The sequence below is a fragment of the Nitrospirillum amazonense genome, assembly GCF_007828045.1.
In the GTDB taxonomy this organism is placed as follows: domain Bacteria; phylum Pseudomonadota; class Alphaproteobacteria; order Azospirillales; family Azospirillaceae; genus Nitrospirillum; species Nitrospirillum amazonense_C.
The window spans coordinates 220,573-237,858 of the sequence record NZ_VITN01000003.1 but is presented as its reverse complement, the minus strand read 5'-3'; the positions used below and the strand labels follow the sequence as shown (position 1 = coordinate 237,858).

Annotated in this window: 20 protein-coding genes and 1 tRNA gene; 6 read left to right on the top strand and 15 right to left on the bottom strand. The window is 62.7% G+C overall.

Going from position 1 to position 17,286, the window contains the following annotated elements:
- Positions 1-86 precede the first annotated feature (86 nt).
- Positions 87-938, top strand: coding sequence for a pirin family protein (locus tag FBZ89_RS06430; protein WP_145749187.1), 852 nt, complete (start codon positions 87-89; stop codon positions 936-938).
- A gap of 140 nt (positions 939-1,078) precedes the next feature.
- Here the strand turns inward: FBZ89_RS06430 and FBZ89_RS06425 are convergent, their stop codons facing one another.
- Both FBZ89_RS06425 and FBZ89_RS06420 read right to left on the bottom strand, forming a co-directional pair.
- The gene (locus tag FBZ89_RS06425; RefSeq protein WP_145749186.1) at positions 1,079-1,288 is read right to left on the bottom strand and encodes a helix-turn-helix transcriptional regulator; all 210 of its coding nucleotides are present in this window, start codon (positions 1,286-1,288) and stop codon (positions 1,079-1,081) included.
- Complete coding sequence (locus tag FBZ89_RS06420) at positions 1,288-1,683, bottom strand: hypothetical protein (RefSeq protein ID WP_145749185.1); 396 nt, start codon at positions 1,681-1,683, stop codon at positions 1,288-1,290. The genes FBZ89_RS06425 and FBZ89_RS06420 overlap by 1 nt, the downstream gene beginning before the upstream one ends.
- Before the next feature lie 350 nt (positions 1,684-2,033).
- Between FBZ89_RS06420 and FBZ89_RS06415 the strand changes: the two genes are divergently transcribed.
- Together FBZ89_RS06415 and FBZ89_RS06410 are read left to right on the top strand one after the other, a co-directional pair.
- A complete protein-coding gene (locus FBZ89_RS06415) occupies positions 2,034-2,504 on the top strand; it encodes a hypothetical protein (protein WP_145749184.1) in 471 nt (156 codons plus the stop codon).
- Positions 2,505-2,580: 76 nt separating this feature from the next.
- Positions 2,581-2,657, top strand: a tRNA-Arg gene (locus FBZ89_RS06410).
- A gap of 165 nt (positions 2,658-2,822) precedes the next feature.
- Here FBZ89_RS06410 and FBZ89_RS30710 read toward each other — a convergent pair.
- The 8 genes from FBZ89_RS30710 to FBZ89_RS31455 form a co-directional block, all read right to left on the bottom strand.
- A complete protein-coding gene (locus FBZ89_RS30710; protein ID WP_211115127.1) occupies positions 2,823-4,007 on the bottom strand; it encodes an HNH endonuclease in 1,185 nt (394 codons plus the stop codon).
- 253 nt (positions 4,008-4,260) lie between these two features.
- Positions 4,261-4,452, bottom strand: coding sequence for a hypothetical protein (locus tag FBZ89_RS06400; protein WP_145749182.1), 192 nt, complete (start codon positions 4,450-4,452; stop codon positions 4,261-4,263).
- Positions 4,449-4,670 carry a hypothetical protein gene (locus FBZ89_RS06395; protein WP_145749181.1) on the bottom strand — a complete coding sequence of 74 codons (222 nt, stop codon included), beginning with the start codon at positions 4,668-4,670 and terminating at the stop codon, positions 4,449-4,451. The genes FBZ89_RS06400 and FBZ89_RS06395 overlap by 4 nt, the downstream gene beginning before the upstream one ends.
- A complete protein-coding gene (locus FBZ89_RS06390) occupies positions 4,670-5,458 on the bottom strand; it encodes a PDDEXK family nuclease (RefSeq protein ID WP_145749180.1) in 789 nt (262 codons plus the stop codon). Before FBZ89_RS06390 ends, FBZ89_RS06395 begins: the two co-directional genes overlap by 1 nt.
- Before the next feature lie 113 nt (positions 5,459-5,571).
- Positions 5,572-6,936 (bottom strand): VapE domain-containing protein, encoded by a 1,365-nt coding sequence (locus FBZ89_RS06385; RefSeq protein WP_145749179.1) that lies wholly within the window; start codon positions 6,934-6,936, stop codon positions 5,572-5,574.
- Between the two features lie 839 nt (positions 6,937-7,775).
- Positions 7,776-8,360: a recombinase family protein gene (locus tag FBZ89_RS06380; RefSeq protein WP_145749178.1), complete on the bottom strand. Its 585-nt coding sequence runs from the start codon at positions 8,358-8,360 to the stop codon at positions 7,776-7,778.
- Between the two features lie 624 nt (positions 8,361-8,984).
- The gene (locus FBZ89_RS30705; protein WP_186457221.1) at positions 8,985-9,140 is read right to left on the bottom strand and encodes a hypothetical protein; all 156 of its coding nucleotides are present in this window, start codon (positions 9,138-9,140) and stop codon (positions 8,985-8,987) included.
- 222 nt (positions 9,141-9,362) lie between these two features.
- A complete protein-coding gene (locus FBZ89_RS31455) occupies positions 9,363-9,617 on the bottom strand; it encodes a hypothetical protein (protein WP_246172067.1) in 255 nt (84 codons plus the stop codon).
- 463 nt (positions 9,618-10,080) lie between these two features.
- On the opposite strand from FBZ89_RS31455, the gene FBZ89_RS06370 reads away from it, so the two are divergent.
- A complete protein-coding gene (locus FBZ89_RS06370; protein ID WP_145749176.1) occupies positions 10,081-10,350 on the top strand; it encodes a hypothetical protein in 270 nt (89 codons plus the stop codon).
- A gap of 131 nt (positions 10,351-10,481) precedes the next feature.
- Here the strand turns inward: FBZ89_RS06370 and FBZ89_RS06365 are convergent, their stop codons facing one another.
- Entirely contained in the window at positions 10,482-10,895 is a 414-nt protein-coding gene (locus tag FBZ89_RS06365) for a hypothetical protein (protein ID WP_145749175.1), read from the bottom strand.
- A 31-nt stretch (positions 10,896-10,926) separates the two neighbouring features.
- A complete protein-coding gene (locus tag FBZ89_RS06360) occupies positions 10,927-12,312 on the bottom strand; it encodes a tyrosine-type recombinase/integrase (protein WP_186457220.1) in 1,386 nt (461 codons plus the stop codon).
- A 399-nt stretch (positions 12,313-12,711) separates the two neighbouring features.
- Between FBZ89_RS06360 and FBZ89_RS06355 the strand changes: the two genes are divergently transcribed.
- Positions 12,712-12,942, top strand: a complete 231-nt coding sequence (locus FBZ89_RS06355; RefSeq protein WP_145749173.1) for a hypothetical protein — start codon at positions 12,712-12,714, stop codon at positions 12,940-12,942.
- 62 nt (positions 12,943-13,004) lie between these two features.
- Here the strand turns inward: FBZ89_RS06355 and FBZ89_RS06350 are convergent, their stop codons facing one another.
- The 3 genes from FBZ89_RS06350 to FBZ89_RS06340 form a co-directional block, all read right to left on the bottom strand.
- Positions 13,005-13,355, bottom strand: coding sequence for an STY0301 family protein (locus tag FBZ89_RS06350; RefSeq protein ID WP_145749172.1), 351 nt, complete (start codon positions 13,353-13,355; stop codon positions 13,005-13,007).
- Between the two features lies 1 nt (position 13,356).
- Positions 13,357-13,800: a BPSL0067 family protein gene (locus FBZ89_RS06345; RefSeq protein ID WP_145749171.1), complete on the bottom strand. Its 444-nt coding sequence runs from the start codon at positions 13,798-13,800 to the stop codon at positions 13,357-13,359.
- Positions 13,801-13,926: 126 nt separating this feature from the next.
- Positions 13,927-15,942, bottom strand: coding sequence for a S9 family peptidase (locus tag FBZ89_RS06340; RefSeq protein WP_211115126.1), 2,016 nt, complete (start codon positions 15,940-15,942; stop codon positions 13,927-13,929).
- Positions 15,943-16,132: 190 nt separating this feature from the next.
- Here FBZ89_RS06340 and FBZ89_RS06335 point away from each other — a divergent pair, with 190 nt between their 5' ends.
- Positions 16,133-17,203 (top strand): lysine-2,3-aminomutase-like protein, encoded by a 1,071-nt coding sequence (locus FBZ89_RS06335; protein ID WP_145749170.1) that lies wholly within the window; start codon positions 16,133-16,135, stop codon positions 17,201-17,203.
- Positions 17,204-17,286 lie beyond the last annotated feature (83 nt).

Here is a 17,286-nt window from a genome sequence, read left to right as displayed (position 1 = left end):
GCGAGCCCGCCACCGCTTAGACGTAGGACGATGACGGGCGCGCCGATGCCGCGCCCCCGTGAGATTTGCCCCGGAAGGACCGGCCAATGAGCCCGCTGAAGACCCTGAAACGCCTGCACGCGGCCTATCGCGACGACATCGCGGACCTGACGACGCGCCGTCCCCTGCCCGGCCCCGCCCTGCCGCAGCTGAGCCCCTTCCTGTTCCTGAACCACCATGGGCCGCAGGTCTATCCGCCCAACAATAACGGCCTGCCCTTCGGCCCCCACCCCCACCGGGGGTTCGAGACGGTGACCTTCATCCTGGAGGGGGAGCTGACGCACGCCGACAGCGCCGGCCATGAAAGCGTTATCAGGGCCGGCGGCGTGCAATGGATGACGGCCGGGCGCGGCGTCGTGCATTCGGAGCTGTCGCCTGCCGAATTCCGCCGCAAGGGCGGGCCGCTGGAGATATTGCAGCTGTGGGTGAACCTGCCGGCGCGGCTGAAGTTCGCCGAGCCCGGCTATACCGGCCTGCAGCGCGACGCGATACCGGCCCTGCCCACCCCCGATGGGCGCGGCACCGTCAACCTCATCTCTGGGACCTGGGGCGGGGGGAGCGGCCCCGTCACCTCGCTTACCGGCGTGTTCATGAGCACGGTGACCTTGGCCGCCGGCGGCACCGTGCGCTTTGACGGCGCCGCCGGCCGTACCATCTTCCTCTATGTCGTGCGTGGCGACGTCTCCGTGGCTGGCGGCACCGCCCCCGCCCATCACCTGGTGGAACTGAGCCTGGAGGGCGACGCGGTGGAGATCACGGCGCGGGAGGATGCGGTGCTGCTGTTCGGCCATGGCGAGCCCATCGCCGAACCGGTGGTGGCCCATGGCCCCTTCGTCATGAACACCCGGGAAGATATCATCGCCGCCATCCGCGATTACCAGGCGGGACTCTTTGAATAGTTCCCTCAAACGGCGGGCACGGCCATCCGACCGCTTGCCTTGTCCTCGATTTCCAGTCCGCCTTCGGCTCCCCGGAACTCTCCGGCGTCCCCGGTCGGGGCCTATACCGGCATGAGTCAAAATCTCATGCCGGTGTCAGATCAGGCACCGGCCGGCCGGTGGGGGTTGTGAAAGATGGCCTCCACCGGCAGACCGAACAGCGCGGCGATACGGTAGGCCAGGTCCAGCGACGGGTCGTGCTTTTCCGTCTCCAAGGCGTTGACCGCCTGGCGGGACACGCCCAGCCGCTCGCCCAGATCGTTCTGTGTCCAACCGCGCTCGGCCCGCAGGACCTTCAACGTGTTCCGCATCAGCGCGTACTCCGGATGAAGGGCGAGACGATGCAGAAGGCCATCCAAAAGATGGCGTAGACCATGTAGCCCGGCAGGTGGTCCACCCGCGCGAAGGTTTCCAGGAAGCCCCAGGCGCTGGCGACGATGAAGGCCAGGCAGGCTGCGATGATGAAGCGCCGGGCCAGCAGCGCGCGCATGAATTCATCCACCTGGGTCATAAGCCTTAGCGTCGCCCACAGCTGCACGGCGATGCAGCCCACCGGCACCAGGATCGCCCCCCACAGCAAGGGCCCGCCCAGCTGCGATTGGCCCCAGCTGATGGCCTTGATGGAGACGACATAAAGGACCGAGGTGATGACCGAGGTGAGAATGTAGCGCCGCGAGGCGGGCGGAAAGAGTACGGCGACAGACATGATGTCATGATCTCCTGACGTTTTGTCAGGTATACATGACTCGATCTCCGTGTCAGGTCAACCTGACTTTTATAGTCGAGCGGCCCCGGGAAAGCTTTTCCCCGAGTCGCGGCCCGGTACAACCGGCACAGGCGGGCAAATCCACATCTTTTGGATAGGTTCGCCCGCTAAGGAAGCCTTAAGGAAGGCGTCCTAATATCCCGCATACCAGGTGGGATAAGACTCGGGCTTCCTCCTGGAACGCCCGTGCTAGACTGAATAACCCGCCCGGTTTTGAACCGTGAACCGTTGCCGTCCCAGTATTCACCCCGGTTCCAGCCTCACGGCTGGCCATAGGAACTCGCCCCGGAATGACCCGCGACGACGAACGCCTGCCCTGTGACCGCCGCTGCGGCGCCCCGCTGCGCGGGGTACTGGCCGCCGCCCTCCTGGCGCTGGCGGCTGCCGCGGCCCTGCCGCAGGCGGCCTGGGCCGGCGAGGGCGGCGGCCAGAAGTCGGAAGATCCGGAGGTGCTGCGCAAGATCAAGATGAACCCCATGCTGCTGCCGGGGAAGGACCGCTTCTCCTACGTCCGGCTGCAGGTGATGCTGGTCGTGCGCATGAGCAAGCATCTGAATGAGGACGTGGACCTGGTCACCAACCTGAAGCCCCGCATCAATGGCGAATTGACCGAAGCCCTGACCGTCGACCACCTGACCCGTAACCGCCTGAACACCGCCGACGTCCAGGCCCTGAAGGGCCGCATCATGGACGTGGCCAACGAGGCCGTGGGCAAGCCCTTGGTGGATGAGGTTCTGATCGTCAGTCTGCTGGTCGGCTGATTGACTTCCGGACGCCTGTGCCCTGCGCGCCCCGGGGCTGTGCATCCGGCCCAAACCTGCTATAACCCGCCCCGGCGTCTCCGTAGCTCAGCAGGATAGAGCACAGGATTCCTAATCCTGGGGCCGTGGGTTCGAATCCCGCCGGGGACACCATTTCCCACACCATAAATAAAATCAAGTACTTAAGCGGTGTTTCGCGACACCGTGTGTACCAGGTCTGTGTACCAGCTTGTGTACCAGGCGCGGGCACGAACGGGGCTCGGCTCACACTTCACTGTCCCGATTCGTTCGCGTCCACGGGAAGAAGCTCCGGACACTTCAGGCCCTCCGCTGTCTGACTTCATGAAATAGCTGTCGGAGACTGCTGGCCTCTCGCCCGAAGTGGGCCTCCTTATGGTGGCCAGGACATAAACAGATGGCATTTTCCAGCGTGTCCACACCACCTTCGGCAAGCGGCAGTATGTGATGGACCTCGACGTAGGGGCGGCCATCCAGCCCCGCGAACAATGGATGGGGGCAGTCCGGAATCTCGCAGCGATGACCTGCCTGCTTCTTGGTGATGGCGACCACATAGGGATCACGGTCATAAGCCCTGCTCTCCACCGCCCTTACCGCAGGTTTCGCGGAACTCTGACCTTTCCGGCGCGCATCGTAACGCGTCAGTAGGTCGGATAGATCCAAGCCTTCTGCTTCACGGGATGCGTCCTCAAGCTGCTGATGCGCCTCCCTGGCGCTGGCGGGAACCATGTGGGTGTCGCCCCAGAGGCGGGCGAACTCCCGTTCCACAGCGTCAACGTTTATCCGCTGTGCGGCAGGGTCGAAAAACTCATCCCAGACCCGGCGATCCGTCACCCCGCCACCAGACAAGCCCTTACGGGGGTCCGTGGGGTCCAGCGCCCGGAAGTTCATCACCTTGTTATAAACTCCCGTGGGAACCCGGCCGATCCGAAGCGCCATCTCCACAACCGGCGAACCCGGTTGACGCGAGATTTCTCCGCCCTTGGTTCGGATGTACGTCACCAGCCCACCCAGGGACTCGCCACGATTCCAGGGTCGCCCCGTGTTCATCCATAGGGCATCCAGCCGCGTGGCTTCCGCCGTGGTCACCCGGTAGTTGGTCGCCCTCGGCATCGCGAGAATGCCCAGCGTCCGCAACACAGGGTCTTCTCTCAACCAATCCGCCTTCAGCGCCTCGTCCGGGGTGGCGACACGCAGCAATTCCAGCATAACCCGTGGCGCCGCCACATTGATCTCGCCGGATGCCCAGAACGGCACGGACGCTTCGTCATCCGGGACGATGGACGGCAGTTCGACAATCTTGGTCTTAGCGACAATCGCGGCCACTCCGCGTGCCCCCTTCGCACGCCAGAGATAGATGTCATCGCCTATCGCCATTAGGTCGGCCTGCTGTTGAGCGGACCACCGGAAACGGGTCGGTCGGGTCGCCAAGAAGCCATCGACGTCGAAACGGTCTGGATTGGCTTGGAATATCCACGTGGTCATACTTCCCCCGTTCTTGGCAGCGCCCACCCCGTTGCGCTGTAATCGCCCCGGCCCCCTGAAACTCAGGCACACCGGGGCGAAGGCACGTTGCATGGCTTATACGATCACAGCAACATTCAACTGTGATCCCTAAGACGGGCTGGCGTCCCCTAGGGGAAACGACGGGATGCACAGAAAGTCCAGGGTTTCTGCCAGTTTCCGGCCGCTTCCTCCCAACGGTTCCCTGTGAAAAATCCCGTCGTTTTCACCATCGTCAAGCCGCCATGTCGGCCATGCCGGACACCAATGACAGTGCCGGGCGGGGTGCGTTGCGTCGGTCGTGAAGCTCCACCATCATGGCTGTGAGAACGGACGCGGTGATGGGCGGAAGGTCGCGTGTATGGGCCAGGATGTGGGCCAGAGCGTCGGCTATGTGGCGGCGGTAGGCGGTAGCGCGGTCAATCATTGGGCACCACCGCCCCGGTACTCGCGCCTGATATCGGTGTCCTCCCTGAACCAAGCGAACCGGGCTTCCATGCGCTCCCATTTGGCCTCTGGAGATTGGTCAATAGGGGCGAACTGGAGCTTACCGTGGGCATCCACTCCGGTGGCCAGGGAGGTGCCGTTGCGTCCATCGAACATGACGCGAGCGCCTACGCGGACACCTTTGCGCTTGAAAGCCATCAGGCGGCCCCCTCACCGGTCATGAACGCTAGTTCCGCTTCCGCTTTCTTCCTTTCCCGGTACCGCTTCGCCGACGCCTTCCACCGTTCCCGTGTCTCTGCCCGTTTCGTCTCTTGCTGTCGCCATTGCTCATACCGTTCGGCCATGTCCTGGTACGCCGCCAGTAGCTCCGGGTCAGGTGGATCAAGCACGGGCACCGGGGGTTTACGGGCCTTCCACACCTCGGCCCATTCGGTGTCTGTGAAGCCCTCTGGCGCTGGCGGGGCGGGTTCGTCCGGGTCCCACGCCGCCACCTCATCAGGGCAACGCCCCAGGCGTTCCAGGAAGCTCCCTAACTCGGCCGTGGTGGTGATCATGAACCCGTGGGCATTGGCCCAATCCAGGGCCGACACCCCATCGTATCCGTCCCCCGTTCGGGTGCCTGTCAACTCATACTTGGAGTCCATACAGATGATGATGGTCCACTCAGGGTTATCGTGGCGCACATCAAGTAGTTTCTGGCGGTCTTTGTGCCACGTCAGTTGTCCCTTGACTTCCAGTAATGTATTTCCAAGGTCTTTCAGATGAAAGTCAGGTTTCCACTTGCGTATTTTCTTCTCAATCGTGTTGTAATAGTCCAGCCGGACGGACTCGTAATCCACGTCAAGCCAACCATGCTTGATCAGTTCAAAGATGGCACGTAGTTCGGCCCCTGAGTTGGTGTTATGACTGAGCCACATCTGTTGCCGGGTGCTGGTGGCGCCCATCTTGACGCGGCCATTGGGGGTGCGGGAGTAATCGCGAGGCATCTCGTTCTCTTAAAATCGAAGGTAGGGCAGGTGTCTGGTGAAGCAGGCCCAAGGCCCAAGGTGAAATCAGGGTTTCCAACAACGTGTACGCGGGAAGCCATCTTCCAGAAGGGTCAAAATGGCTGATTTCCGCCAGTTTCGGGGTATAGACCGGTGACGCGATTAGACGTGATTTCGTCCGGCCAGCGCCATTCCATGGGGCCTTTCACGCCGCTTACCTTGGGCCGTCGTGAGACCATCCCCAAGTCCCGCAGTGCATCCTTGACAACCTTGCGTGCCTTGGGGGAACCCAGGCTGATCCTGACGCCCTCCGTCTGCGGCACATCATCAATCCGCAGGATCAACCCAAGCACCCCACCGGGTTCCTGGGCGGCCCTGCGCGTCTCATCGGCCACCCATAGGCCAACGTGATCGGCAAGCGGGTTGTCCTCGGCAAGATCACCCATGGCGACCGTCAGGGCCTCCCTGGTTTCCGCAAGGTCCATGTACAGCGCTTCGTCCCGCCACTTCGCTACAGCCTCGGCCAGGATTTGCTCGCGGTTTTCCCGCAGCCCCTCAACGTCAACTTCACGGATCACCTCAACGGGCCACCATCGCCGCTCGCCGCCTACATCATGCATCCATTCCGTCTCGTTGGTTGTCGCGGCAAGCACCCACCGCCTGGGTATGTTGACGAACGTTCGCGCATACGGCGGCTTTGTCCGGTCCTCCGTTTTGGTGATCCATGCCTTGAAAGCCGCCGCGTCCCTGGCAGTGGCCACCACACGGTCAACCTCGGGCACCTCAGCCATCCATGCGCCGTGCATGGCGTGGTTGCTGCGGCCATCCCTCAGCCCCAGGGCGGGAGCTTCCGCGAACCACTCACCGCCCATAACCTTCAACGCGGTGGACTTGCCCAGCCCCTTGCGCCCATGCATCAACAATACGCTGTCAAACTTCAAGCCGGGCGTCATGACCCGCCCTACGGCAGCACACAGCCATTTCCGACCAATCACCCGGTTCAGGGGGGTGTCGTCGGCGCCGCCCCACATGCCAAGCCATAGGTCCAGACGCTCTTGCCCGTCCCACGTCAGGTCCATCAGGAAATCCCTGAGTGGGTCGCGGCGGTTCTTCCGACCGATCCTGACCAGCGTGTCCCACACGGTGGTTGCCTTGATGCCGCTCCACCGCCTCAGACGCATCGTAGTGATCACGCACGACACGAACGCATCATCTACAAGGGCGCCCTGGGGCCATTCCAGGTCATCCAGCGTCACCGCCGCCCCCAGCCGAAGCTCCCCCGTGAAGTCATCCAGATAGACCGCTGTACAACCGAACGCATCCACCGTGGTCAGCGCCCGAACGTGGTTGGCTTCGTTGGACTTCGCCACGCGTCCCTTGCTCGTCACCCACGGTGATTGAACGGGCATTGACGGTGTGTTTAAAGGGACCGCAGCGGGCTTGCCTCCTTCGATCACGCGTAATGCCGTGGCCGTCATGAGGCGCCATCTGTGTTCGCGCTCTCACTATCACTATTCATGCTTACTTTTTTCTCACTCAATGTTCTGTTCTCCAATTGCCAAATGTGTACAGACTTAAAGATAACTCAACGTCACCAAATGGTTACTTAATATCACCTAAGTTTCCTTAACGAATTCCTCAATCCCCCAGGAACGGGGTGTACCGCGAAGCGGGGCGGGGGCGACCTGATCGAACGCATCCCCTTGTGGTGGCCCTGTGCTCACGACCATGAAAAAAACCTCCATCCTGCCAATTTCCTGCCACCGTGCCCGTACTCCTCACTCGAAAACTCCAGCGTTCCTGCGCCTTTCCGTCACCCATCGAATATCCAACCAGGATAATGGATGTCGGGCTTGACACGCCCCATCTGCACGTCTATAACTGCGGACAGTTCAGTGACATTGTTAAATACTTTTTAGGCTCGCCACCGGCGGGCACATTTGCGTTTCGGCGTGCACCGTACACAATGGTTGACGGCGCTACAACAGTTTTGCGGCCCCGACCCACTACATCTAGTCAAGGGACCCTGCCAGCACTACATCTGGTGTGTCGCTAGGTATCTTAAGACCACCGAGGACAGGCGCCAGGAAGCCCATGGGCAACTGCCCCAGGAAGCCCGACGCCCATCCCATCATCCATCATGTGTCGCGCCGCCCGTCCTGGGCCTGTCTGGCGCTTCCTGGCGCTCCCCGCTACGCCCCTTCCTACGGCCCTCTACGGCCCCCTGGAAGGATGCGGCACTATCCGCACCTATACGACAAGGGCGCCAAGGTCACCCCTGACGCCCCCTCAGTCCATACTGGTGTCCCGCGTCCGCTTACCGCTCGGCCTTCACGTCCACCCCGGCTTCCCCCAAGATGCGGTAGACGCTCCGGCGCGACATCTCCAACGCCTTGGCGATCTCTGTGGCGCCGCGCCGCTCCCCCCACATCCTCACCACATCGTCCGCCTGGTTCTTTGCAGTCGGCTTCCGGCCCTGGTACTTGCCTGCCGCCTTAGCCTTGGCAATCCCCTCGCGTTGGCGTTCCAGCATGATCGAGCGTTCAAACTCGGCCACACCCCCCAACATGGTCAGCATCAACTTGCCGGTAGGTGTGCTGGTGTCCACGCCCAAGTCCAGGATGCGCAACGCGGCGCCCTTGCCCTCGATCACCTGGACGATTTCCATCAGGTGGGCCACGGAACGCGCCAGACGGTCCAGCTTCGTGACCACCAACACATCACCGTCGCGGATGTAGTCCAGGGCCGCCGCCAGCTCCGTCCGGTTGGCGATGTCCACCGATGAAACCTGCTCCACGTATAGCCGGGCTTCCTCCACGCCTGCCGCTAGAAGGTCGCGGCGCTGGGCGTCCAGTCCTGCCGTCTGGTCCAAGGTGCTGGTGCGGGCGTAACCGATGAACATGCTGTGGTCCTTCAATGTGCGGCGTTGTCGTCTAAAGCCCTATGCACCAATGTGCGGCAAAATAGTCAAACCACTTCATTGGCACACCTAAATGCCTCATCCCGGCCCATCCGCCAGTGAGTCACACGACCTTGCCCTATTGGCACACTGTGCCCATCCTGCACACGCCCCGGCAGATGCTGGCGGCCGCCCCACCAGTCACCTTGGTGATCCCCCAAGCCCCCGCGAAGTCATTTTATGGACACGTCACGTTAGTGCACACAATGAATGATGCTCACTCGGGGCAATGTTGGTCAACGTCATGTCATATCTCGAAGTTCGCAGGAAAAAAGGCGTCATCATGCGACAGATACTCGAAAAATCGTGAAATGACCCCCAGGGCCTTCGCAAAGAATCACTTTCAATCCTTCTTCGGTGTTTGTTGTTCTTGTTGTTATTCAGCCATGTGATGTCATAAAGGTCTCGCCAGAATTTACCGGACTGAACCTAGGGGGTGCCCTGCCCCCTGCCGTAGGAAACCGTGGGGCTACTTTGGTGTCCGGACGGGTCCCATGGCCGTCGATTGGTCCGGCGCTTAAAACACCGGATAGACCCGGGCATCCACGGTGGCGATTTTTTGGGCGGCTATGTCGGTTCGCGCATTAGCCACCACCAGCGCCCCCAGGATTTCCCGAGGCGGACTTGCAGCATCACCAGGTCGCGGACACCGAAGTCCAACTCGTCAATGGGATCGAAAATCACCATCACAGCGGTGGTGCCGGTGATCTCGTACGCCTGCATTGAGGCAACGCCCAGGTCGCGAAACTCGACTTCATGGTGCCGCAGTAGGCCTATATGAGCCGCATAAGGTTCAGCGTCTTGTACGAAGCCAGGTCGCAGGAGCGACGCGCGCTCCTAGCGGCCATCTAATATAAGGCGTGCCCATGTGAGATGCTGCACCAGCACCGCCACGATGGTTCACATAGATGCGCCTCAATGGGACGCCCGCCTTGCAAAGGCGCGTCACACGGTGTCCCACACCGCTGCGATGAACCGGCACGCATTCTCTACGTCGGTCATACGCCTGGCATTCGCGTTCTGAGAAGCGAAGACCTCCCCATGCTGGATATCAATCGACATACAGAGCCGCGAGGCCACTTCGCGAGTGAGGTTGTTGAAGTTCCTCTCAAGATGCATCTGCGCCAGAGCGGCCACGTACAGCCCCATATTCCGACGCCTTTCCCGCGCATCCACGGTTTCAGCATCATCCTGGGTCATGCGAAGTATGGCCGCACCAATCTGGGTTCGTCCCCGAGTGGTACCATGCACCAACAAGTCAATCCGGACTGATACCTCAACACCTCCAATAGTCAGCCTCGGTTGATCGCCGGGAGGAGGTTGGAAGTCGTAGGCTGCCAGCTGGTTCCCCATACCTTGCAGGGCGTGGATCACCTCTATTGACTGTCGAGCATCATCTTTACGTAGAGGAGTTTCCGCCGTGTCCTGTGTCCGCTGAAGGAACATTTGCTCCGCAGCGACTAGGGGATTCAAACCTCGGCGAGGGTCTGCTAGATATGTGCAGATTGGTGGCCTAACATCCCGATAACGGATGACGGGCGCTGTCAAAGGGGTTTTCGCGCGACGAATAATGCCCATACGGGCCGTGTCAGACGAAACCATATACCGCGCCAAATCGTTGACTGAGATGCGCGGGGTTACACGCGTAGGGGGATACTGGAACATGGATGACATCCTTGCCAGCATAGATATCGGCGATGGCAGAAGCGTCTACGTTGCAACCCTATCACGTCAAGCCCTCATCGAATCTTCTGCTGAACACCTAGGCTTTGGCGGCTTCTTTCTCTTCGAGACCTGCGATGAGCCCGGGCGGGATGGTATCTCTGTCCTAGCCAAGGCGAGTTCATTCGAGGCCGCCCTTCGTCTTGCCGATCTTTGGCTGAACAGCCATGCCACGGCACAGCCTCAAGAGAAGCCAGCGCTCGTTTGCTAACCACCCCCAGGGGGTTCAGGAAAGCCCTCTTTCAAACTTCCTCTGGGGTTTATCGACGTTGTTGTTCACCCGCGCGCAGTCGTGCTGACCATCTCAGCCGAAATCAGCGGATCAGTCGCCTGGCCTCAGAGCTATCGCTGAAGCCACGCACGATGCTTGGCCAAGACATCACGAATCGTCAGGGAAACTCTAAACGTCTCCCGACGCGCGTCGTTCTCTGGTGCGGACCAGTACCATATGGAAGGGCCGTGAAGACCGACATTTCGGTCAAGCAATCCGAGGACGTGCGCCCATCGTGGGTCACGTTCAGGCGCCTGGTCGCCATCCTCAAATGACTGGATGATGGTTTCCATGAGCGTGAAACGCTCGTCCTCGCTCAGCCCTCCCGCCTCGTAAGCGGCGATGAACTCATCCAGGCGGGATGGGTCTGCCACCTCCCATTCCCAGTCCTGCATACCGGGGTGGTTCGGAAGGTCGAAGCGCGCCGCCAGGGCGTCAATGGCCTGCCGGGTGGAATGCCGCCGCAAATGATCGGGAATGGTCATGGTCTCATCCGTGTCCGCTCATACGCCGACCTTAGTTGAACACGCCCACCACCTGCATCTTCTCGATCTCCGTCCGCAGTTCCACAAGACTGCCCTTGCTGTAGCGGCCGAAGGTGATGTCATCGCGCCGGTGTCCGACGATTAGCTTCACGGTGCTGAGCGGTACCCCTGCGGCCTCCAGATGCTCAATGAACGTCGACCGCAGGCCGTGCAGAACCGGCGCCAGATTCAGCGCTCCGGTCATGTCGCGCCACAGCTTGCCCACATAGTTTGCCCGGGCGCTGGCGGTCTTTCCGATGATCCCCGGGCCGGTGAACAACCAGGCATCTGCCGGACGGTCCTGGATCATCTCCCGCACCAGGGGTTCAATGGCGCTGTGTACGGGGATGTCGCGGGTAGCCGCCTTGGTCTTGCCCCGGCGCACCACCAGCCATAGGCCAGCATCTCCCCTCGACTCCACATCGCCAACCTTGAGACCGGCCAGATCGCCCCGCCGGGCGCCCGTGTACAACGCCACCTTCCCGAACCGCAGGAGGGTGGCCCGGGTCGCCGAACGCATCCCAGGGGCCGCCGGATCGGCGTTAAACAGGGTCCTCAACTCGTCCGCCGTCCAGGCCCGATGGTTGGTGTCCTCGTCCTCCCCGTTGGCCTCGGGGTTGATGGTGTAGTTCTGCCCCATCCAGGGGTTCACGCCGTCGTCGTCCAGGTGACCGCGCCTGTCCAGCCAACGCCACCAGGACGACAGGTGCGATATATCCTTGTTGACCGTCGCGGGCTTCACCCCGCGCCCGGCGATTTCCTCCCGGACATAACGCGCGGCAATCCGGCGGGTGATGTCACCCACCAGCACGAACCGCTGGGTCACCATCCAACCCAGGAACGCTTGGGCCACCTTGCGCTTTTCCGCGAGGGTCTTGGGGGCCCCCTTGGTCTCGCCCAACCACGGGTCCAGCAGTTGCTTCAAGGGCTCCGTCGTGCCGTGGCTCACGCGGTGATACAGAGCCATGTTCTCAGCATACTCGGGATCATCGGGATCATCTGTGCCGATCACCTGGAATATGACGTGCTCGGCCGTATCCCGCGCCATGTCAATGGCATGCTCCCGCTCCGTCAGCCGCTCATGGCCTGTGTCCACGACAACCAGGGTGTCGCTGGCCTCAGCAATCCGCCGCCTCGCGCCGAGAGCGTTGACCAGCACCAGGTCTCCTGCCCGATTGTCGCGCCGATACTGGTCGAACTCCCGCCGGTACCGTCCAAGCAGCACGTCACGCTCAAGCCGGGCTCGAACCACCGAGTGCGTCTGAAGGCTCTTGTGGATTTCTTTGATGCCATACCTGACGCGCAGGTCAGCGGGAACACGGAGGCGGAAGAACCAGGTCTGGTGCTTCAGAGTCAGATGGTGGTTAGGATCAGGCATGGGCATTTTCAGCAGATGTGTACCATGTCTGTGTACCAGCCCCACCATTCTAAAGCTATGATCTTATTAGATTCAGTTAGTTGGCGATCGGTTCCGCACCCATCCCGCCGGGGACACCATTCATCCCAGACACGCGCAGAATGCCTAAGTTATTGCCTCATCTGGCCCTGGGCCGCTGGGACTTTCGTTGGGATTCTGCTGGGATTTCTCAGGCCCCCCGCCCACGGCGCTTGACGTTTGACCATCGCCATCTACTTGACCGTCATAGCTGAGAAAGCACGAAAGAAGTTTCGCGGTATGGCAAGGACGCGAATTGCATCGTCTATTAGCGCAGCCGGTTCAGGAGTGACGTGGTTGTCACCGCCTGGTTGAGCTATCCCGTTCCCAGGGACACATCCCATGACGCCCCGGAAAATCGCTGAGAAGGCGTGGACCTACATCCTATATGAAACCGGCACTGGCCATGTACTGTCGGTGTTGTGCGGCGGCGTCGGCATCTATGAGCTGAACATTCCGCTGATGGCGATGGAAGCGGCGCGGGCCCTGGCCGACAGCGCCTACTTGGACGGCCTGGCGGCGGAGATCCGGATGCGTCCGCAGCAATTCGCCGGACAATCCGTGACATTGTGAGCAGCCTTTTCCGGGCAGGATGAGGGACCCGCTGCCAACGCGGCCCATCCATAAGATGGGCTTCAGTGGCACCGAATTGTCACCTCACCCGTCTTCCCCCTCGATGCCGTGCACTGTTTAACCGGATCTTTCAGCTCCACATCCGTGATCGCGCCACTTTCGTACTTGCACCGGATGGTGGCCACTCGACCGCCCTTGTAGATATAGTCCAGCGTGAACTTGTCCTGCTTTGGATTTTTATCGGTTTCATCATCGGGGGCGAGATTTACCAAATCCTCGGGTTTTCCATTGTACACGCTTATATATTTAACGGGATCGTTGCCGCGAACGGGACATACGCTGGGCGTTGTCGCCAATGCCGAGCCCGCCGACATCAAACCAACAAGTAATGTAAGTAAGGACAGTCGAGCCATATCAGTGCTCCACAACAAAGAATTTATTGCCGGTGTTTGAGACACCTCTCCCCTGCCACAAAATGAGTCGAAGCGAAACCGCTTGAGGGGCAGTACCGGTGATCCACTGATCATATACATAAATCCCATCATCGGTCTGATGGTCGTAAATAGCGGCATGCCCATAATAATGGCCATTCGAATCGAATGTCGCTATCACAGTTCCGGCAATAATATTCTTGTTTCCCTTTACAGGGTCGCCCATTCTCCACAACCCTGTTCTTACCGGAAGGGAGGGGCAAACCTGCGTCACGTAGGAAACGCATTGCCCACAATAATCAGGGTTGTGTTGGGTGTCGTCGGGGGGCGGGGTGTCATAAGGCCCCAGCGCCGATGTGCGGGTGCAAGCCCATTTCCCGATGGGCGCCTTGGGATTGGCGGTATAGCCGATGGCCACGAACGGCATGAGGTATTGCTCCGAAATCCGAACCTGCGACATGAGGATCGGTCGAAATTCCGGCGCGACAATGGCCTTGGGAAAAAATGTCCCTGCCGCCAAGGGGCGGGCGCTTTTACCAGCCCTGTCAGTTCCTCACTTCAGATTATCGATCGCCACCCCCGGCAGCGTATCAGCCGGCGTAAAGCCGAAGATGCGGCCGTAGAAGTATAGCTCCGCCTCTTGCGCGCGGATGATGCTGTCGGCCTTGCGGAAGCCGTGCTGTTCGCCCTCGAACTCGATGTAGGCGACGGGCACGCCCTTGGCCTTCAGCGCGTTGACGATGCTGCGCGACTGCGCCGGCGGCACCACGGCGTCCTCCGCCCCCTGGAAGGTGATCAGGGGGGCGGAGAAGCCGTCAAGATGGTGCAGGGGGCTGCGGGCGTCGTAGACGGCCTTGCCCGCCGGGTAGGGGGCCACCAGGCTGTCCAGGTAGCGGCTCTCGAACTTGTGGGTGTCCTTGGCCAGGGATTCCATGTCCGATACACCGTAATAGTTGGCGCCGGCCTTGAACACCTTGGTGAGGGCCAGGGCCGCCAGCGTGGTGTAGCCACCGGCGCTGCCGCCCCGGATGGCGGCGCGGTTGGCGTCGGCCAGGCCGGCCTTGTCCAGGTAGGCCACCACGGCGGTGGCGTCCTGCACGTCGGTGATGCCCCAGGTGCCGCGCAGGCGGTTGCGATAGGCGCGGCCATAGCCGGTGCTGCCGCCGTAGTTCACGTCCACCACGGCGAAGCCGCGGCTGGTCCAGTACTGCACGCTCATGTCCATCGAGGGCTTGGCGGCACTGGTGGGGCCGCCGTGCACCTTGACCAGCAGGGGCGGCTTTTCCCCCACCGGCGCCTGGAAGGCCGGGTTGGTGGGGGCGTAGTAGAAGGCGTGGGCCGTGCGCGCCTGGCCGTCCGGGCCGGGGGTGGTGGGGAATTCGATGGGCTGGGCGCGCGACACCAGGGCGGGTTCCAGGCTTTCCGGCGCCGGGCGGCGCAGCACCGCGTGGGTGCCGGTGGAAAGGGTGACGCTGACCACCGCCGGCGTGGCGTCGGCGAAGCCGGCGATCATGACCGCCTGGTCGGGGCCCGCCAAGCGCACGCCGGTGATGCCGACGAAGGGCAGGTCCAATTGGCGTGCCGCCCCGGTCTTGATGTCGATGACCGCCAGGTGGTCCAGGCCCTTGGCGGCGTAGCGCGCCACCGCCTGGCCCTTTCCGGTCAGGGCATAGGTGGTCAGGCCCAGGTTCCACAGGGGGCCGCCGAATTCCGCCGCCTTGGGCAGAACGGCGCGTGTGGCGCCGTCCCGCCAGGCATAGAGGTTCCACCAGTCGCTGCGGTCGGAGACGAAGTACAGCGTGCCGTCGGCATCCCACTGCGGCTCCAGCACCGACTCGTCATGCCCGCCGGCCACCACCGTCGGGCTGCCCAGCCCCTGGGGCGTGATGTCGGCCACATAGAGCGTGGTGGTGTCCCAGGGCATGTTGGGATGGGACCAGGCGACCCAGGCCAGGCGCTTGCCATCCGGGCTTGGACGGGGATAGGCCACGAAGTCGCTGGCGCCAAACAGCACGGTGCCGGCGTCGCCGGGCTGGTCCACCGCCAGGCTGACGATGGCGTTTTTGGCCTCGCCCTTTTCGCTATGGTCCTCGCGCACGCAATAGAGATGGCGGGGCGTTCCCGCCACGCAGTCGGCGTAGCGGTATCCCTCCGGCGTCAGCGGCTGCGGCGCGCCGCCGGCCTCGGGCATCGTGTACAGGCGCTGGTCGGCGAAGTTGCTGAAGTACAGACGGCCACCGGTGGCCAGCAGGGCGCCGCCGCCGTATTCATGAACGCGCGTGCGGGCGTTGACCTCCGTCCCCGTCAGCTCACGGATGCCGCCCTTCCCGTCGGGGGTGACGATGGCGAAGCGCCCCTTCTCCGCCGGACGGCTTTCCAGCCAATAGGGCACGCCGCCGTCCACCATCAGGTCACCCAGGCGGATTTCGCTACCGGCCAGGCGGGCGGCGGTGATGGGCGAGGCCCAGGTGCCGTAAGCGGCGGTCTTCGTCTCGGCGGCGGTCGCGTCCGTCATGCCAGTCACCAATCCCATCAGCAATGCCGCCACCGCGGCCCGTTTCAGCCCCATGCCCTGTTCCCCGTTTGCCTGGTTATCAAAGGGATGCCCCCGCATCAGGGCGCCAGTGTGCCCCAAGCCCAGGCCCGGCGCCAACGCCGATGCGGGGGGCCCATGCGGGCGGGCCGCTTGACGAGGGGGCGCCCAAGGTCGATCTAACGCCCTGATTCCATCGTTCCACGCACCGCCAGGGAGAGGCCCCATGGGCATCGCCGTTCGCCAGCTCGCCCCGCGCAAGGCCGCCATCCGCACCCCGGATGGTTTGGTCGAGGCCGGCCTGGCCGAGGCCGCCGCCCTGCCGGTGCTGGAGCGGGTGGCGGCCAGCTTCGCCGTATCGGTCACCGACCAGATGGCCGGGCTGATCGACCCCACCGACCCGAACGACCCGGTGGCCCGCCAGTTCATCCCGGCGGGGGAGGAGCTGGAGACCACCCCCGGCGAATTGGCCGACCCCATCGGCGACGGGCCGCACAGCCCGGTGAAGGGCATCGTCCACCGCTACCGCGACCGCGTGCTGCTGAAGGCCGCCAATGTCTGCCCGGTCTATTGCCGCTTCTGCTTCCGGCGGGAGATGGTGGGCCCGGGCAGCGAGACCCTGGACGGGGCGGAGTTGGACGCGGCCATCGCCTATATCGCGGGCCATGAGGAGGTGTGGGAGGTCATCCTGACCGGGGGCGACCCGCTGATTCTCTCGCCCCGCCGCCTGGCCGAGATCGTCACCCGCCTGGACGCCATCCCCCACGTCGGCATCGTCCGCTTCCACACCCGCGTGCCGGTGGTGGACCCGGACCGCATCACGCCGGAACTGGTGGCCGCCCTGAAGGGCCAGCGCATCGCCAGCTGGCTGATGCTGCACGCCAACCATTGGCGCGAACTGAACGACGCGGCGCGCGGCGCCATCGCCCGCCTGGTGGACGCCGGCATCCCGCTGCTGTCACAGACCGTGCTGCTGAGGGGCGTCAACGACGACGCCGAGACCCTGACCCGCACCTTCCGCGCCCTGGTCCAGGCGCGGGTGAAGCCCCACTACCTGCACCAGGGGGATTTGGCCAAGGGTACGGCCCATTTCCGCACGACGATCCAGCGCGGCCGTGCCCTGATGCGCGAATTGCGCGGCGATGTCTCCGGCCTGTGCCAGCCCACCTATGTGCTGGACATCCCCGGCGGCCACGGGAAGGTGCCCCTGACCGCCGACTACCTGGCCCCCGACGGCGAAGGCGGCTGGACCGTCACCGACCCGCGCGGCGGCCGGCACGCCTATAGCGAAGAGTAGTTTTAAAACTCCCTCAGCGCCGGGCGCGGCCATCCGCGCCTTTGGCTTGCCTTCCCTTTCAGTCCGCTAATGCTCCCCGAAAA

Bases quoted from the DNA above. Each gene is read 5' to 3' on its own strand.
- FBZ89_RS06415 (WP_145749184.1), top strand. From the start codon at position 2,034: ATGACCCGCGACGACGAACGCCTGCCCTGTGACCGCCGCTGCGGCGCC.
- FBZ89_RS06430 (WP_145749187.1), top strand. From the start codon at position 87: ATGAGCCCGCTGAAGACCCTGAAACGCCTGCACGCGGCCTATCGCGAC.
- FBZ89_RS06355 (WP_145749173.1), top strand. From the start codon at position 12,712: ATGACGCCCCGGAAAATCGCTGAGAAGGCGTGGACCTACATCCTATAT.
- FBZ89_RS06335 (WP_145749170.1), top strand. From the start codon at position 16,133: ATGGGCATCGCCGTTCGCCAGCTCGCCCCGCGCAAGGCCGCCATCCGC.
- FBZ89_RS06365 (WP_145749175.1), bottom strand. From the start codon at position 10,895: ATGACCATTCCCGATCATTTGCGGCGGCATTCCACCCGGCAGGCCATT.
- FBZ89_RS06360 (WP_186457220.1), bottom strand. From the start codon at position 12,312: ATGCCTGATCCTAACCACCATCTGACTCTGAAGCACCAGACCTGGTTC.
- FBZ89_RS06395 (WP_145749181.1), bottom strand. From the start codon at position 4,670: ATGGCTTTCAAGCGCAAAGGTGTCCGCGTAGGCGCTCGCGTCATGTTC.
- FBZ89_RS31455 (WP_246172067.1), bottom strand. From the start codon at position 9,617: ATGACCCAGGATGATGCTGAAACCGTGGATGCGCGGGAAAGGCGTCGG.
- FBZ89_RS06340 (WP_211115126.1), bottom strand. From the start codon at position 15,942: ATGGGGCTGAAACGGGCCGCGGTGGCGGCATTGCTGATGGGATTGGTG.
- FBZ89_RS06425 (WP_145749186.1), bottom strand. From the start codon at position 1,288: ATGCGGAACACGTTGAAGGTCCTGCGGGCCGAGCGCGGTTGGACACAG.
- FBZ89_RS06400 (WP_145749182.1), bottom strand. From the start codon at position 4,452: ATGATTGACCGCGCTACCGCCTACCGCCGCCACATAGCCGACGCTCTG.
- FBZ89_RS30710 (WP_211115127.1), bottom strand. From the start codon at position 4,007: ATGACCACGTGGATATTCCAAGCCAATCCAGACCGTTTCGACGTCGAT.
- FBZ89_RS06370 (WP_145749176.1), top strand. From the start codon at position 10,081: ATGGATGACATCCTTGCCAGCATAGATATCGGCGATGGCAGAAGCGTC.
- FBZ89_RS30705 (WP_186457221.1), bottom strand. From the start codon at position 9,140: ATGCAGGCGTACGAGATCACCGGCACCACCGCTGTGATGGTGATTTTC.
- FBZ89_RS06345 (WP_145749171.1), bottom strand. From the start codon at position 13,800: ATGCCGTTCGTGGCCATCGGCTATACCGCCAATCCCAAGGCGCCCATC.
- FBZ89_RS06420 (WP_145749185.1), bottom strand. From the start codon at position 1,683: ATGTCTGTCGCCGTACTCTTTCCGCCCGCCTCGCGGCGCTACATTCTC.
- FBZ89_RS06380 (WP_145749178.1), bottom strand. From the start codon at position 8,360: ATGTTCATCGGTTACGCCCGCACCAGCACCTTGGACCAGACGGCAGGA.
- FBZ89_RS06350 (WP_145749172.1), bottom strand. From the start codon at position 13,355: ATGGCTCGACTGTCCTTACTTACATTACTTGTTGGTTTGATGTCGGCG.
- FBZ89_RS06385 (WP_145749179.1), bottom strand. From the start codon at position 6,936: ATGACGGCCACGGCATTACGCGTGATCGAAGGAGGCAAGCCCGCTGCG.
- FBZ89_RS06390 (WP_145749180.1), bottom strand. From the start codon at position 5,458: ATGCCTCGCGATTACTCCCGCACCCCCAATGGCCGCGTCAAGATGGGC.